Below are 15,469 nucleotides of genomic sequence, written 5' to 3'. Positions count from 1 at the left end.
GCCGGTCAGGAGGGCGTTAGTGCGTCAGCCATCGATGTCGGGTGAGTTCTCCCCGGCGCGGGTATGAGAACTTCATACCCGCGCGCATTAGCCGGTAACTACCGGTGCATTACCGCTGGTCGGCACGATTACCCACACCAATCGAACCGCAAACATCGGAGATGCGCATGTACCCCACCGTCACCGTGGAGCACCTGGCTTCGGTCCCCGCCGCGGACGACTCCGACGACCTGAAGATCTACGAGCTCGACCGTGAGGCCTCGATGGACTGGAGCGCGTGGATCACCAGCTGCGGCTGGACCATGCCCGGCAGCCGCTTCAAGGTCCAGGAAGAGGTCCTCGCGGCATGAGAGACGACGTGGCCGAACTGGGTGCGCAACGCATCGGGTTCAAACGACACCTCCGGCCGCAGATAGTGCGGGGCGAAGCCGTCTACCTCTTCGGGGAGTCCGGGGTCACGGCCATCGCGGGCAGCCACGTCGAGTCACTGGCGACGTTGCTGGACGGCACCCGTGACCTGGCCGCACTGCTGCGCGACGCTCCCACCGATCTGACCGCCGACAAGGTGCGGCGCATGCTCGTGCGGCTCGCCGCGGCGGGCCTGATCGGCAGGCGCGGCACGGAGGACGGTTCGGCCACGACGGAGGCCTCGCTCGCGTACTGGGACGCGGCCGGGGTCGATCCCGCGGACGCGGTGACGGCGACAACGACGTCGCTCGTCTCCGTCGTCGCGATCGGCGACATCGACCGCGACTCGCTGGTGGAATCCTTGCACCGCAACGGACTGACGGTCACCTCGGGGAGTGGTGACCTCACGGTCGTGGCGTGTGCGGACTACCTGGCACCCGATCTCCGCGACGTCGACGCCGCCCACCGGGCGGCCGGCACGCCGTGGTTGCTGGTCAAGCCGGTCGGGGCGCAGGTGTGCGTGGGCCCGTTCTTCACCCCGGGCGACGGCCCGTGCTGGCGTTGCCTGGCCACCCGCCTCTCGGCGAACCGCAGGGCGGAGGCGCACGTGCGGGCGCGGTGCGGACAGAGCGGTCCCGCACCGCGCCCCGTCATCGGGCTGCCGTCGTTGCAGGCGACGGCGCTCGACCTCGCGTCGGTCGAGGCGACGAAGTGGCTCGCGGGAATCCGGCACGAGGCGCAGCGGTCGATCTGGAACTACGACAGCCTGACCATGAAGGTCACGCAGCACGAGGTGCGGCGCCGTCCGCAGTGCTCCGGCTGCGGTGACCCGCAGATCGTCGCACGCAGGGCGTTCGAACCGGTCGAGCTCACCAGGCGCGTGAAGCGCTCCTGCGAGGGCGGCGGCCACCGGTCGGCGTCCCCGCAGGAGGTGCTCGACACCTACCGGCACCTCATCGGACCGCTCACCGGTGTCGTGCGGGAGATCCGCCGCAACGAGCGCGGGCCGGCGTTCTTCAACTCGTTCATGTCGGGCTCGAACGTCGCGGCCGCGGGCGAGGGCGTGGAGGGACTGCGTTCGTCGCTGCGGGCCGACACCGGCGGCAAGGGCGTGACGCCGCTCGACGCCCAGGTCGGCGCGCTCTGCGAGGCCGTGGAACGACGCAGCGGCACCTGGTTCGGCGAAGAGGCCCGGGTGAGCGGCAGCTACGCCTCGCTCGGCAACCTCGCGATCCACCCCGGCACCGTGCAGCAGTACCACCCGCGCCAGTTCGACGACCGCGAGGCCTGGAACGCGGCCCACTCGGCGTTCCAGCACGTCACCACCCCGTTCGACGAGAACGAGGTGATGGACTGGAGCCCGCTGTGGTCGCTCACCGAACGACGGCACAAGTTGCTGCCGACCGGCATGCTCTACTTCGGCGCCCCCTGTCCGCCGAGCATCACGTCCGACTCCAACGGCTGCGCCGCGGGAAGCAGCCTGGAAGACGCGCTGCTGCAAGGACTTCTGGAGCTGATCGAACGCGACTCGGTCGCCATCTGGTGGTACAACCGCACTCCGATGCCGGGCGTGGACCTCGACTCGTTCCACGACGCGTGGATCGACGAGTGCCGTGAGGTGCACGCGGGCCTCGGCCGCGAGCTGTGGCTGCTCGACGTCACCGCCGATCTCGGCGTGCCGGTGATGGTGGCCCTGTCCCGCCGCACCGACGGACCCCGCGACGACATCATGCTCGGCTGCGGTGCCCACCTGGACCCGCGGATCGCCGCACGCCGGGCGCTCACCGAGCTGAACCAGTGCATGCCGCTGGTCTGCGGGCAGGTCCAGCTGGACGCGCTCGACGTCGACACGCGGAACTGGTTGGAGCACACCCGCCTCGACGAGCAGCCGTGGCTGGCGCCCGACCCCGCCGAGCCGCCGCGCGACGTGTTCCACCACGGCTTCCAGCACCGGCGCGACATCGCGGACGACATCCGCGCGATCCAGGACACGCTGGAGGCCCGCGGGATGGAGCTGCTGGTGCTCGACCAGACCAGGCCCGACATCGGGCTTCCGGTGGTCCGGGTGGTCGTGCCGGGCCTGCGGCACTTCTGGTCGAGGTTCGCTCAAGGGCGCCTCTACGACGTCCCGGTACAACTGGGTCGCCTGGATCGGCCGCGCAGGTACGAAGAGCTCAACCCGATCCCGTTGTTCATGTGACCCCACCTGCCCGGAGTGGAGGCGCCGTGGTGCCCGCCCAGTCGCACATCCCGACGGGACGCCCGCTGTGGTCGTTGCTGGAGGACGCCTTCATCGACGAGGGCGCCGAGCACCTGACCGTGCACGGCAGGTGGGGCGCGATCGAGCTCACCGACCCCAGCCCGGTCGTGCGGGAGGCGTTGCACCGCATGAGCCTCGGCCCCGTCGCGCTGGAGAACATCTCCGCGTTGCACGAGAACTTCGTGCGCTGGAAGGCCGGCAGCGGGCCGTGCCTGGTCTGGCGCAGGCTCAAGAACACCCTCGACCAGCTGGGTGGCTGCGTCGTGCCGTCACTCGGCCTCGACGACGGTGCCGGGCCGATCCTGTCGGTCGTGGCGGTGACCGGTGACGCCGTGTTCACGTTGCCGCACGTCGAGGACGAGGAGATCGTCTGCATGCGGCCGGGCACCGAGATCGAGCGGCTGAACGGCGACCAGGCGCTGACGTGCCCAGGTCAGCAGTACCAGGTGATCCTGCACAGCGCGCCCGCGACGGAGATCGCGAAGATGTTGCTCGAAGGCGAGACCACGATCGCGCAGATCGCGGAGTCGTTGCAGATCAGCAGGACGCTGGTCGCGGACGTCGTCGCCTACCTCGCCGGTGCGCAGCTCGTCGTCGCGAGGTGTTGAGACGTCGTCATGTTGCTCCGAACGAGGATCGCAAAACACGGGACTTCCCAGGAAGCGCCCGTATCATGGCCGCGTCCCGACCCTCGCGTGGGAGCTGCTGTGACAATGCGACAGGAACGCTCATCGGTGTCCCGTCGCTTGGCGTACGTCGTGATCAGCGTGGTGTTCGCCAACTACCTCGGCAACGCCTTCATCTACGTGGTGCAGGCCGGCGCCACACCCGTGCGGATCGTGAGCTCGCTGGCCTGCCTGCTCGCGATCGGGTACCTGCAGTTGCGGGTGTTCTCCCGGCCGAGCGCGAACGTGCGGTCCGCCAAGGCGTATCTGGCGCTGGGCGCGATGGCGTTGCTGGTGTTCGCGCCGGTGCCGTTCTTCGCCTACGCGTGGGGTGGCATGCCCGGTTTCCTCGCGGGCAGCGCACTGCTGGTGCTGCCCGGCCGCGTGCGGTGGTTCGTGTTCGCCGGGGTGGCGATGGCCAACGCCGCGACCAAGGTCACCTCCGGCATCACGCTCGGAGTGCTGGCCTACTCGATGGCGGCGACGCTGGTCGCCGGCCTGGTCGTCTACGGTCTGTCCCGGCTGCCCTCGCAGGTCTACCAGCTGGAGAGCGCCCGGTCGGAGCTCGCCGACCTCGCGGTGTCGCAGGAGAGGCTGCGGTTCGCCCGTGACGTGCACGACCTGCTCGGGTTCAGCCTGTCCGCGATCACGCTCAAGGTGGAGCTCGCCCGCAAGCTGATCGGTGACCACACCGACCGCGCGGTGCGCGAGCTGACGGAGATCCTCGGCATCGCCCGCGAGGCGTTGACGGACGTTCGTGCGGTCGCGTCGAGCTACCGCGAGCTGTCGCTGACCGACGAGATCAACTCGGCGCGGTCCGTGCTGACCGCCGCCGGAGTCGCGGCCACGATCGAAGCGGACCACGCCGAGCTCTCCCCGCGGTCCCGGACCGTCCTCGCGACGGTGCTGCGCGAGGGCGTGACGAACCTGCTGCGGCACAGCAAGGCCACCCGCTGCTCGATCACCGTCAGCGGCAAGGGCCGGACGGTGTCGATCGACATCGTCAACGACGGCACCCCCGCCGAGGTCAGCGGAGACCACGGCAGCGGCCTCACCAACCTCGCCACGCGCACCAGCGCCATCGGCGGTTCCCTGCTCGCGAAGGCCTACCCGGACGGCACCTACCGGCTGCACGCCGAGGTACCGGCCGATCCGGCACCCGAACAGCCGGCCAGCGGCCCCCGCCCGTTCGGCCCGTCGATCCCCACGCGGTTCGCGCAGGTCCTGCTGACCGCGGTGGTGATCGGGTACGGCGTGATGGCGACGGCGCTGGCGACCTACAGCGTCCCCGTCGGGTCGGCCGCGTTCGCCTCGGCCGCGGTGAGCAGCGCGGTGACCGCACTGCTGGTGCTGGGTGTCGTGAGCCACCCGCGCGTCCGGACGAACCCCGCGCTCGGCCACGCGGCGCTGGCGGGGCTCGCGGTCTGCGTCTACGTGCCCCAGTTCCTGTTCCACAACCCGAACCTCGGCGGTGTGCCGGGCTTCCTCGCCGGCTCCGCGGCGCTGATCCTGCCCCGGTGGTTCGGGTGGGCGGGGTTCGCGGCGGTCGTCGCGGGCCAGGGCGTCATCCAGGCCACGTTCGGCTATCCCGCGGTCGACATCGCCTACGGCGTGATGGCCGCGATGAACCACGGCCTGGTGCTGTACGCGTTGACGCGGCTGCGGTCCATGGTGGTCGAGCTGCACGAGGCACGCGAGGAGCTCGCGACGGCGGCGGTGACGCAGGAGCGGCTGCGGTTCGCGCGCGACCTGCACGACCTGCTCGGGTACAGCCTCTCGGCGATCACGCTGAAGAGCGAGCTCACCCACCGGCTGGTCACGATCGACCCCGACCGCGGGCGGCAGGAGCTCACCGAGGTGCTGGACATCTCCCGGCAGGCACTGGCGGACGTGCGGTCGGTGGCGTCGAGCTACCGCGAGCTGTCGCTGAACGAGGAGACCCAGTCGGCGCAGGCGCTGCTGTCCGCCGCCGACATCGACGTGACCATGCGGATCGACGCGTGCGAGGAGCTGCCCACGGACGTGCGGGTGACGCTGGCGACGGTGTTGCGGGAGGGCGTGACGAACCTGCTGCGGCACAGCAAGGCCGAGCGCTGCGAGATCGTGCTGTCCAGTTCACCGCAGCTGGTGACGATGGACATCATCAACGACGGGCTTGCACCGTCGGACCGGGACTCGCGCAGCGGCAGCGGCATCGGCAACCTCACCACCCGCGTGTCCGCGCTCGGTGGCAGTCTCGACGCCGGTCCGACGGCGGAGCGGACGTTCCGGCTGCACGCCGAGATCCCGCTCTAGTGCCGTGACCGGCACTAGAGCCAACCGGCTTCCTCGGCGATGCGGATCGCGTCGACGCGGTTGCGGCCGTTCAGCTTGGTGATGATCGTCGTCATGTAGTTGCGGACGGTCCCGGTCGACAGCGACAGGGCGACCGCGATCTCCGGCGCGTCCGAACCGGCCGCGGCCAGCCGCAGGACCTCCAGCTCCCGGTCCGTCAGCGGGCACTCACCCCGGTCCCACGCGGCGAGCGCCAGCTGCGCGTCGACCACCCGTTTGCCGGCGGCCACGTCGCGGATCGCGTCGGCGAGCTGGTTGGGCGGGGCGTCCTTGAGCAGGAAGCCGTCCACGCGGGCCGCCAGCGCCTTGCGCAACGTGCCCGGCCTGCCGAGCGAGGTGAGCATCAGCGTGCGGACCGACGGCATCGTCTCGCGGATCTTCGCGGCGGCGGTGAGGCCGTCGAGGATCGGCAGGTCGATGTCGATCACCGCGACGTCCGGCATCAGCTGCCGCGCCGTGGGAACGATCTTGTCCCCCGAGCTCACCTCGGCGACGACCTCGATGTCCGGTTCGAGGTTGAGCAGCGCGATGAGGGCACCGCGCACCATGTGCATGTCCTCGGCCAGCAGAACCCTGATCATCGCGCCCCTCCGGCCGACACAATATCGTCCGGCGTTCAGGCCGCGCTCGACGCCGCGTCGAGGTGTACCGGCAACGGTGGTGGGGACCTGCCTTGCGAAAGGGATCCCGCCATGGAACGCAGCGTCAACGTCACCGTCGTCTACTACTCGTCCACCGGGACGATCCACCGCATCGCCACCGAGATCGCCGAGACGGCGGAGAAGGCGGGTGCCGAGGTCAGGCTCGTCAGGGCGGCCGAACTCGCGCCACGCGCCGCCGTGGAGTCGAGGCAGGCGTGGGCCGACCACCTCGCGGCCACCGAGGACGTTCCCGTCGCCCAGGTCGAGGACGTCCTGTGGGCCGACGCGGTCCTGTTCGGGACGCCCACGCGGTTCGGCAACATCTCCGCCCAGCTCAAGCAGTTCATCGACACGCTGGGGCCCGCGTGGTTCCAGGGCCGGCTGGTGCACAAGGTGTACAGCGCTTTCACGTCGGGCGGCAGCACGCACGGCGGTATGGAGACCACGCTCGTCTCGATCTACAACATGGTGTGCCACTTCGGCGGGATCATCGTGCCGCCGGGGCTGAACGAGAACCCCTACGGCACCTCCCACGTGCTCGGCTCGGACAACAAGCCCGTGAGCGAGATCGCGTTGCAGTCCGCCCGCGTGCAGGCCGAACGGGTCGTGCGCGTCGCCCGTGCGCTGAAGGAGGCCTGAGTGCGCGTCGACGGCATCTACGTGCGGGGCAACGGGATCCGCCTCCCCGCGACGCTGAACGTGCGGGACGCGATCGACTCCGGCGAGTGCGAACCGAAGCTGGTGGCGCGCACGGACGTCGTCAGCGTCGCGTACTCGCCCGAGGAGTCGGCCGCCGAGATGGGCGTCAAGGCCGCCCGGCAGGCACTCGCGCGGGCCGGCAGCACCGGCGAGGACGTCGAGCTGATCCTGCACGCCACGACCTACCACCAGGGCCAGGACCTGTGGCCGGTCGGCAGCTACATCCAGCGCGAGACCGTCCGCAACAGCTGCCTCGCGCTGGAGATCAGGCAGATGTCCAACGGTGGCATGGCCGCGCTGGATCTCGCCGTGCGGTACCTGAGCCCCGGTCGCGACGCTCTGCTGACCACGGCCGACCGGTTCTGCCTGCCCGGCATCGACAGGTGGCGCACCGATCCCGGAACCCCTTACGCGGACGGGGCGAGCGCCGTCGTGCTGTCCCGGCGCGGCGGGTACGCGCGGTTGCTTTCATTGGCCATCAACGCGGATTCGGACCTGGAGCCGTTGCACCGCGGCGACGAACCGATGGGGCTCGCACCGTTCGAGCACCGCATGCCGGTGGACTTCGAGGCCGCCAAGCACGCGTTCGCCAGGAAGTTCGGGCTGTCCTTCGGCATCAACCGGGCGAACGCCGGCCAGGCCGCGGCGGTCGACGAAGCACTGGCCGACGCGGACATGAAGCTCGGCGACGCGGACTGGGTGGTGCTGCCGCACTTCGGCAGGCGCCGGCTGGACGTGAACTACCTGCGGCCCTACGACATCGACCCCGCCCGGACCACGTGGGAGTGGAGCCGCACGGTCGGGCACCTCGGCGCGGGCGACCAGTTCGCGGGGCTCGGCCACCTCGTCGACACCGGAAAAGCCCGTCCGGGCCAGCGGGTGGTGCTGTTCGGCGTCGGCGCGGGCTACAGCTGGGGCTGCGCGGTCGTCGAGATCGACGCGAAGCCGTCCTGGGCGGCCTGAGCGCGGTTCAAGCGGGATCCCAGACAGTTTTGGCTGGATGTAGGCGACACCCGGTGGCTTTTCGAAAGGAACCCTGACCATGTCCGACCAGCCGTTTGAAGGCCAGCGAGTCGTCGTCACCGGTGGTGGCACCGGGATCGGCAAGCACGCGGCCGTCGAGTTCGCGAAGCTGGGCGCTGCCAGCGTGATCATCACCGGCCGCCGCAAGGAGCGCCTGGACGAGGTCGCCGAGCTGCACCCGAACATCGTCCCGGTCGCCGCGGACGTCACCACGGCCGAGGGCGCGCAGGCGGTGGCGGACGCCGTGGAGACCAACGGCGGCAAGCTGGACGTGCTCGTGCACAACGCCGGCATCTTCCGCAACACGCTCGCCGAGTACTTCGACGAGAAGGCCAGCAACGAGCTGCTCAACATCAACCTGCTCGGCCCGGTCCGCCTCACCGGTGCGCTGTACCAGTACCTTTCCAAGCCGGGTGGCAACATCGTCTTCGTCTCGTCGGTCGCGGGCCACAACCCCGAGCCCGGCGCCGCCCTGTACGCGGCCAGCAAGGCCGGCATCCACAGCCTCACGCTGACGTGGGCCCGTGAGCTCGCACCGCTCGGCATCCGGGTCAACGCCGTCGCCCCGGCCGGCGTGCGCACCGAGGTCTACGCGGCCAACGGCCTCAACGAGGAGGAGACCGACGCGATCTTCGCGACGCTGGCGGACATCATGCCGCTGGGCCGCACCGGCACGGTCGAGGACATCACCCCGTGGATCACCCTGCTCGCCAGCCCCGCGAGCTCCTGGGTCACCGGCCAGATCATCACGATCGACGGCGGCCAGGACCTCACGGCGGGCACCGACCACCTGTTCATGTCGTGGTTCCGCTCCCGCCTCGAAGGCAACGCGGCCTGATCAGCACCGTCACCTCAGCGGTCGTCACCGGTAACCTCCGGTGACGGCCGCATTCACGCGTTTGACCCGAAAGGCCATCACCGTGCTCGACCGCCGCGCGATCAACCGAGCAACGCTCGCGCGCCAACTGCTGTTGCGCCGCCACGACCTGAGCGTGCTCGAAGCCACCGAGCAGCTCGTCGGGCTGCAGGCGCAGCTGCCGTTCCCGCCCTACATCGGGTTGTGGGCGCGTTTGGAGGACTTCGACCGCGACGAGCTGTCGAAGCTCATCCTCGACCGGCAGATCGTGCGGTCGTCGCTCATGCGCTACACCATGCACCTCGTGACCACACCGGACCTGTTGTGGCTGCGGCCGTTGCTCCAGCCGGTGCTGGACCGCGCCCAGAAGGGCTTCTTCGGCCGCGAGACCCAGGGCCTGGACCTCGGCGAGATCGCCGCGCACGGCCGCAAGCTGCTGAACGGCAAGGCTCTCACCCAGGTTCAGCTGCGCGAGGCGATGAGCGAGCGGTTCCCCGGCCGCGATCCGTTGTCGCTGGCCTATTCCGTGCAGTACCTCGTGCCGCTGGTGCACGTGCCGCCGTGGGGCAAGGGCGGGTCGGTGCCGTCGACGCTCGCGGAACCGTTCGTCGACGGGAAGTTCGCGAAGGAGGCGGACCCGAAACGGCTGGTGCGCCGCTACCTCGCCGCGTTCGGACCGGCCACCGTGAAGGACCTCCAGGCGTTCAGCGGGCTCACGTTCATGGCCAAGGTGTTCAAGGAGATGGGTGACGAGCTGGAGGTCCTCACCGCGGACACCGGCCAGGAGCTCTACGACCTGCCGGGCGCGCCGCGGCCGGACGGCGACACACCGGCGCCCGTGCGGTTCCTGCCGGAGTACGACAACCTGATGGTGTCGCACTTCGACCGCAGCCGCGTGATGGACGACGACATCCGCAAGAAGGTCTGCGTGGGCGCGGGCATCGCGGCGACGCTGCTGGTCGACGGGTTCGTGCGCGGGATCTGGAAGCTCAAGGAGCAGAAGAAGACCGCGACGCTGACCCTCACCCTCTTCAAGCCCCTGTCCAAAAAGGATCTGAAGGCGGTCGAGAAGGAAGCCGACGGGGTCCTGCGGTTCGCCGCACCGGACGCGACGACGCGGGAGCTCGTGGTCGGGTGAAGCTCAGCGCACGGAAGCTCAACCGGGCTCTGCTCGCCCGGCAGTTCCTCCTGGAACGCACCGACAGGACCCCTCTGCAGGTCGTGGAACACCTGCTGGGCATGCAGTCCCAGGTCCCGCTGTCGCCTTATGTGGGCCTGTGGTCGCGTGTCAGCGGTTTTCAGCACGCCGACCTCTCTCAGGCCCTGGAAAGCCGCGAAACGGTCCGCATCGTGCTGATGAGGGGCACCATCCACCTTGTGAGCGCCCGCGACGCACTTCTCTTGCGGCCGTTGATGAAACCAGTGCTGGACCGCACGAACTTCACCGGTTACAACGGGAAGCAGATCGAGGGCGTCGACCCTTCCGAACTCGCACAACGCGGTCGGGAACTGCTCGAAGAAGAGCCGCGCACCCGCGAGGATCTCGGCAAGTTGCTCAAAGAGCGCTGGCCGGACCACCAGGCGACCGCGCTGGCCTATGCGGTGCAACTGCTCGTGCCGCTCGTCCAGATCCCGCCACGGGGCGTCTGGGGCGTTGCGCAGGGCCGTGGGGCGCACGCCACCCTCAACACCTGGCTGGGCGCCGAATCCCTGCCGGCACCGTCGATCACCGAGGTGGTTTCCCGTTACCTCGGAGCGTTCGGTCCGGCGAGCGTCCAGGACGTGCAGACCTGGTCAGGACTCACGAGGTTGTCCGAGGTGGTCGAACGGCTGCCGCTGCGCAGGTTCATCGACGAGAACGGCCGCACGCTCTTCGACCACGAGGACGCGCCGAGGCCGGACGAGGACATCCCCGCGCCGCCGCGGTTCTTGCCCGAGTTCGACAACATCGCGCTGTCGCACGCCGACCGCACGAGGATCATCTCCGCCGGCTTCAACGGTTCTTCGACGCGTGGCAGCTTCACCGTCGACGGGTTCATCAGCGGCACTTGGAAGATGGAGAAGAACACCCTGCTCATCGCGCCCTACCGGCGGCTGCTCAAGCGCGACGGCGCCGAGGTCGAGGCCGAGGGCCACCGGCTGCTGGAGTTCACCGCACCGGACGCCGACCACGCCGTGGTGTTCGAGCAAACCTAGAGCACCCTGCGGTTTTCTTGCCGGTATGACGACGATCGCGCTGCCGGACGGATTCCGGCCAGAGTCGATGACGATCGGGCCCGGTCCGTTCGCGTACTTCGGTTCGCTGGCCGACGGGTCCATCTACCGCGCGGACCTGATCACCGGCGAGGGCCGGGTGATCCACCCGGGACCCGGCACCGCCTCGGCCGGGGTGAAGATCGACCGGAGGGGCCGGCTGTTCATCGCGGGCGGCTTCGCGGGCGACGCCCACGTGATCCACGCCGCCTCCGGTGCCACTCTGGCGTCCTACCCGCTCGCGGGCCTGGTCAACGACTTCGCGCTCACCCCGACGGCGGCGTGGGCCACCGACTCGGTCATCCCGGTGCTGTGGAAGCTGCCGCTGGGCGGCAACGGCGAACTGCCGGAACCGGAGCAGGTCGAACGCCTGGAGCTCACCGGCGACATCCACTACCTGGAGGAAGGCTTCAACGCCAACGGGATCTGCCGCACCCCGGACGGCACGGCGTTGCTCGTCAACCAGTCCAACACCGGCGGACTGTTCCACGTGGACACCGCCACCGGCCGCGCCACGAGCGTCGACCTCGGCGGCGAGGACCTGATGGACTGCGACGGCATGGTGCTCGACGGCGACCTGCTGTACGTGGCGATGGGCGTGCGCAACGAGGTCGCGCTCGTGCGGCTCAACCACGAGGGCACCGTGGGCAAGGTGCTGCGGCGGGTGAGCGACCCGCGGTTCGACATCCCCAGCTCGCTCGCCCTGCACGACGACCTGCTGTACGTGATCAACGGCAGGTTCACCACGGAGGCCACACCGGAGACGTCGTACACGTCCGTGGCGATCCCCCGGCCCAGATAGCAGGAGGAAGGCCCCCGCCGAAGCGGGGGCCTTCCTCGTTCAGCCGATCAGGCGGCGGACACGACCTCGTCGTACTCCAGCCGCGGCGACCGCGGCCACCAGGCGTTGTCACCGGGCTTGCCGATGTTCATGACCAGCAGCACCTTCTGCTTGCCGTCCGGGAAGAACTCGCGGTTCACGGCGTCGGCGTCGAACCCGATCATCGGGCCCGCGCACAGGCCCGCGGCGCGGACGCCGAGCAGGAAGTACGCGGCCTGCATCGTGCCGTTCTGGATCGCCGACGCCTCGCGGATCACCGGGTCCGCGAACATGTCCTTGGCCTCGGGGAAGTGCGGGAACAGCTTCGGCATCAGCTCGTGGAACTCCAGGTCCGCCGCCAGGATCGCGACCAGCGGCGCCTGCGCGACCTTCGCCCCGTTCGGTCCGTACATCGTCTTGACCAGGCGCTCGCGGGCGTCGTCGGAGCGGACCAGCACGATGCGCAGCGGCTGCTGGTTCATCGACGTCGGCGCGTACTTGACGAGGTCGTAGATGGCCTGCACGGTCTCGTCGGAGACCGGTTCGGACGAGAACGTGTTGGCGGTGCGGGCCTCCCTGAACAGCAGGTCCTGGGCGGCGGCGTCCAGCTCAAGCGACATGGCGCGACTCCTCGATCAGTACCGCGGAGATGCGCTCCGCGAGCATCATGGTGGGCAGATTCGTGTTGGCGGCAGGCACTTCCGGCATGACGGACGCGTCGGCGACCCACAGCCCGTCCACGCCGAGCACCTGTCCGTCCGGCGACACGACGGATCCCATCGCGCACGTGCCGACCGCGTGGTGGTACGTGCCGACGTTGGCGAAGATCCACCGGTCCAGGGCCTGGTCGTCGGACAGGTCGGCCGGCGGGCTGTTGAGCGGCGGACCGTCGATCTCCTCCGCGAACGGCTTGGTGCCGATCAGGCGCAGCAGGTCGCGCACACCGGACCGCATCAGCGCCCTGTCCTCGTAGGACCGGAGCAGGCCGAGGTCGATGTGCGGGGCGTCGGTCGGGTCGGCCGACCGCAGCCACACCCGTCCGCGCGACGACGGCTTGAGCAGCGCCACCGAGATGATCAGGTTCGCACCGGTCGTCTCGGCGGGTGACGGCGTGCCGGGCAGGAACTGCAACCCGGTGTCCGTCGTCGCGACGGCCTGGTACAGCGCGGGACCGCGGCCCATCAGCTTCACCGTGACGAGCGGGTGGTCCTGCAACCGGAGTCCCACCGGCAGGTCCGCGACGACGGAGATGCCCAGCGCCGACAACGCCGTGGCGGGCCCGACACCGGACCGCATCAGCACGGCGGGCGAACCGTACGCCCCCGCGGCGACGACGACCGTCGAGGCGGACACCGTCTCACCACCGAGCAGCACCACGCCGACGGCCCTGCCGTCCCGGATGAGCACCTTGCACACCAACGAGTTCGGCCGGATCGTCAGGTTCTCCCTGGACCGCGCGGCCGCGAGGTAGGTGACGGCGGTGCTCTGCCGCACGCCGTCGATCTCGTTCAACGGCACCGGCCCGGCACCGATCGCCCCCGGCGCGTTGTGGTCCTCGACCCGGTCGATTCCCAGGGAGACGGCGGTCTCGATGAACGCCCGGTTGGTGGACGTCATGTCCTCGGCGGGCCTGCGGATCGGCACCACCGACTCCACCGCCTCGAAGTACGGCACCGCCAGGTCGAACGACCACGGATCGGGCCACGCGTCGTAGTCGGAAGGCGCGCCGCGCAGGGCGATGCACGCGTTGACCGCGGAACACCCGCCGACGATCCTGCCGCGCGGCAGGTTCAGCGGCTCGCCGCCGATCTGCGGCTCGGACCGGTACATCCAGTTGTGCATCGGGCCGGCGACGGGGTCGTCCGGCCCGGCTTCGAGCAGCAGCACGCGACGGGACGGGTCCTCCGACAGCCGTGCCGCCAGAACGCCGCCCGCCGAGCCGCTGCCGACCACGATGACGTCGAAGTCTGCCATGGCTCCCAGTCAGCCAGGTCGTCCTGCAACCGCGCTCGTGCGTGCCTTGAGGTGGCTCAGGTTCCTCTCAAGGGACGCAAAGCCGTTCTCCGGGACGGTGAAGACCCCACTGTGACTGTCCAAAGGAGATCCGTATGAGCGCCGAAGCGATTCCGACGACGTCGCGGGAGCTGCGCCTGGTTTCGCGTCCGGCGGACCGGCTGACCCAGGAGAACTTCGAGCTGGTCGAGGTGCCGACGCCGGTGCCGGGCGACGGCGAGGTGCTCGTGCGCAACGAGTGGATGTTCCTCGGTTCGGTGTACCGCGACCTGATGAACGCCGAAACCAGTCTGCCGATCCCCAACTACGAGATCGGCGCGACCCCGTGGGGCACCACCGTCGGCACGGTCGTGGTGTCCAACAACGAAAGCCTGCCCGTCGGCACCTTCGTGCTGCACTACAACGGCTGGCGCGAGTGGGCGGTCGTGAGCCCCGAGTTCGGCGTGAAGAAGCTCGACCGCTCGCTGCTGCCCGGCGCGGAGTACTTCCTGGCCAACGGTCCGACCGCGTGGCGCGGCATCGTCGAGATGGCCGGCGCCGGCGAGGGTGACGTCGTGTTCGTCTCCGGCGCGACCGGTGCGGTCGGCTCGCTGGCGGGTCAGATCGCGAAGGCCCGCGGCGCCAAGCTCGTGATCGGTTCCACCGGCAGCAAGGAGAAGGTCGACTTCCTGATCAACGAGGCGGGCTTCGACGCGGCGTTCGACTACCACGACGGCCCGGTGCTGGACCGGCTGCGCGAGCTCGCTCCCGACGGGATCACCGTGTGCTTCGACAACGTCGGCGGCGACCAGTTCGAGGCCGCCGTCGAGCACGCCCGGCCCGGCGCCCGGTTCGCCCTGTGCGGCGCGCTCAGCGGCCAGATCGGTGGCACGGACGGCGACCACCCGCGCCTGGCCCTGATGCGCGCGATCGCGAAGCAGCTGACGTTCCGCGGGTTCGCCACGTTCGACACCGAGGAGCAGCTGGCGGCGTGGAACCAGACCTTCGCGGGCTGGCTGAACGAGGGCAGGATCTCGTTCGCCCACACCGTCGTGAAGGGCGGTGTCGCGGCTGCGGCGGAGGCGTTCATCGCGTTGCTCGACAAGAAGTACGCGGGCACGGTCGTGCTCCAGCTGAACGACTGAACGCCCGTCACGAGGAAGCCCCGGCCTCCAGGAGAGACCGGGGCTTCCTCGTGTGCCACCCTGCTGGAAAGGGCGTCTGCAAGTACCGCACCAAGCGCGCGACCTCAGGTGGATGAAGGGCGCCTTCATCCACCTGGTGTTTTAACCAGGGGTGAGTTCCTTGGGGCGGGTCGCCGCGTCAGCGGCGGCCCGTTTCTTGTTGTGTGTCTTGGGTTTGGGTGAGCTGCGGTGTTTGCGGATGACGGGGTGGCGGGGCGCGGGTGTGGAGGTGCGGCCGTGTGGGCGGCCGGGGCCTGGCCGGAAGGGTTTACGGGACTTGGCCGGGGTGCCCAGCTCGGGCTGAAGTACCCGGAATCCGCGTTTGACCCGTAAC

At 69.7% G+C, this 15,469-nt stretch carries 14 protein-coding genes; 11 read left to right on the top strand and 3 right to left on the bottom strand.

The window, feature by feature from the left end:
* Positions 1-167 precede the first annotated feature (167 nt).
* The 4 genes from ABZV40_RS21000 (at position 168) to ABZV40_RS20985 (ending at position 5,628) form a co-directional block, all read left to right on the top strand.
* A complete protein-coding gene (locus ABZV40_RS21000) occupies positions 168-350 on the top strand; it encodes a hypothetical protein (RefSeq protein ID WP_355443822.1) in 183 nt (60 codons plus the stop codon).
* A complete protein-coding gene (locus tag ABZV40_RS20995) occupies positions 347-2,608 on the top strand; it encodes a TOMM precursor leader peptide-binding protein (protein WP_355443820.1) in 2,262 nt (753 codons plus the stop codon). The genes ABZV40_RS21000 and ABZV40_RS20995 overlap by 4 nt, the downstream gene beginning before the upstream one ends.
* 26 nt (positions 2,609-2,634) lie before the next feature.
* Positions 2,635-3,276 (top strand): hypothetical protein, encoded by a 642-nt coding sequence (locus ABZV40_RS20990; RefSeq protein WP_355443817.1) that lies wholly within the window; start codon positions 2,635-2,637, stop codon positions 3,274-3,276.
* 126 nt (positions 3,277-3,402) lie between these two features.
* On the top strand, positions 3,403-5,628 hold the full coding sequence (locus tag ABZV40_RS20985) for a histidine kinase (protein WP_355443814.1): 2,226 nt from the start codon (positions 3,403-3,405) through the stop codon (positions 5,626-5,628).
* A gap of 14 nt (positions 5,629-5,642) precedes the next feature.
* Here the strand turns inward: ABZV40_RS20985 and ABZV40_RS20980 are convergent, their stop codons facing one another.
* Entirely contained in the window at positions 5,643-6,248 is a 606-nt protein-coding gene (locus ABZV40_RS20980; RefSeq protein WP_355443811.1) for a response regulator transcription factor, read from the bottom strand.
* Positions 6,249-6,359: 111 nt separating this feature from the next.
* Between ABZV40_RS20980 and wrbA the strand changes: the two genes are divergently transcribed.
* The 6 genes from wrbA to ABZV40_RS20950 all read left to right on the top strand — a co-directional run bounded on the left by wrbA (position 6,360) and on the right by ABZV40_RS20950 (position 11,941).
* The gene (gene wrbA, locus ABZV40_RS20975; protein ID WP_355443807.1) at positions 6,360-6,947 is read left to right on the top strand and encodes an NAD(P)H:quinone oxidoreductase; all 588 of its coding nucleotides are present in this window, start codon (positions 6,360-6,362) and stop codon (positions 6,945-6,947) included.
* Positions 6,948-7,970: a ketoacyl-ACP synthase III family protein gene (locus ABZV40_RS20970; protein ID WP_355443804.1), complete on the top strand. Its 1,023-nt coding sequence runs from the start codon at positions 6,948-6,950 to the stop codon at positions 7,968-7,970.
* 79 nt (positions 7,971-8,049) lie between these two features.
* The gene (locus tag ABZV40_RS20965; RefSeq protein WP_355443801.1) at positions 8,050-8,868 is read left to right on the top strand and encodes an SDR family oxidoreductase; all 819 of its coding nucleotides are present in this window, start codon (positions 8,050-8,052) and stop codon (positions 8,866-8,868) included.
* 40 nt (positions 8,869-8,908) lie between these two features.
* On the top strand, positions 8,909-10,024 hold the full coding sequence (locus ABZV40_RS20960; protein ID WP_355443798.1) for a winged helix DNA-binding domain-containing protein: 1,116 nt from the start codon (positions 8,909-8,911) through the stop codon (positions 10,022-10,024).
* The gene (locus ABZV40_RS20955; RefSeq protein WP_355443795.1) at positions 10,021-11,082 is read left to right on the top strand and encodes a winged helix DNA-binding domain-containing protein; all 1,062 of its coding nucleotides are present in this window, start codon (positions 10,021-10,023) and stop codon (positions 11,080-11,082) included. The genes ABZV40_RS20960 and ABZV40_RS20955 overlap by 4 nt, the downstream gene beginning before the upstream one ends.
* A 25-nt stretch (positions 11,083-11,107) precedes the next feature.
* Positions 11,108-11,941, top strand: coding sequence for a superoxide dismutase (locus ABZV40_RS20950; RefSeq protein ID WP_355443792.1), 834 nt, complete (start codon positions 11,108-11,110; stop codon positions 11,939-11,941).
* Positions 11,942-11,988: 47 nt separating this feature from the next.
* Here the strand turns inward: ABZV40_RS20950 and ABZV40_RS20945 are convergent, their stop codons facing one another.
* Positions 11,989-12,579 (bottom strand): malonic semialdehyde reductase, encoded by a 591-nt coding sequence (locus ABZV40_RS20945; protein WP_355443789.1) that lies wholly within the window; start codon positions 12,577-12,579, stop codon positions 11,989-11,991.
* Positions 12,569-13,933, bottom strand: coding sequence for a GMC family oxidoreductase N-terminal domain-containing protein (locus tag ABZV40_RS20940; RefSeq protein ID WP_355443786.1), 1,365 nt, complete (start codon positions 13,931-13,933; stop codon positions 12,569-12,571). The genes ABZV40_RS20945 and ABZV40_RS20940 overlap by 11 nt, the downstream gene beginning before the upstream one ends.
* 134 nt (positions 13,934-14,067) lie before the next feature.
* On the opposite strand from ABZV40_RS20940, the gene ABZV40_RS20935 reads away from it, so the two are divergent.
* A complete protein-coding gene (locus ABZV40_RS20935; RefSeq protein WP_355443783.1) occupies positions 14,068-15,096 on the top strand; it encodes an NADP-dependent oxidoreductase in 1,029 nt (342 codons plus the stop codon).
* The last annotated feature ends 373 nt before the right edge of the window (positions 15,097-15,469 follow it).

The sequence above is a fragment of the Lentzea sp. NPDC004782 genome (genome assembly GCF_040609115.1).
GTDB lineage: Bacteria > Actinomycetota > Actinomycetes > Mycobacteriales > Pseudonocardiaceae > Lentzea.
The sequence above is the reverse complement of the archived record's forward strand: the minus strand, read 5'-3'. Positions and strand labels throughout refer to the sequence as shown.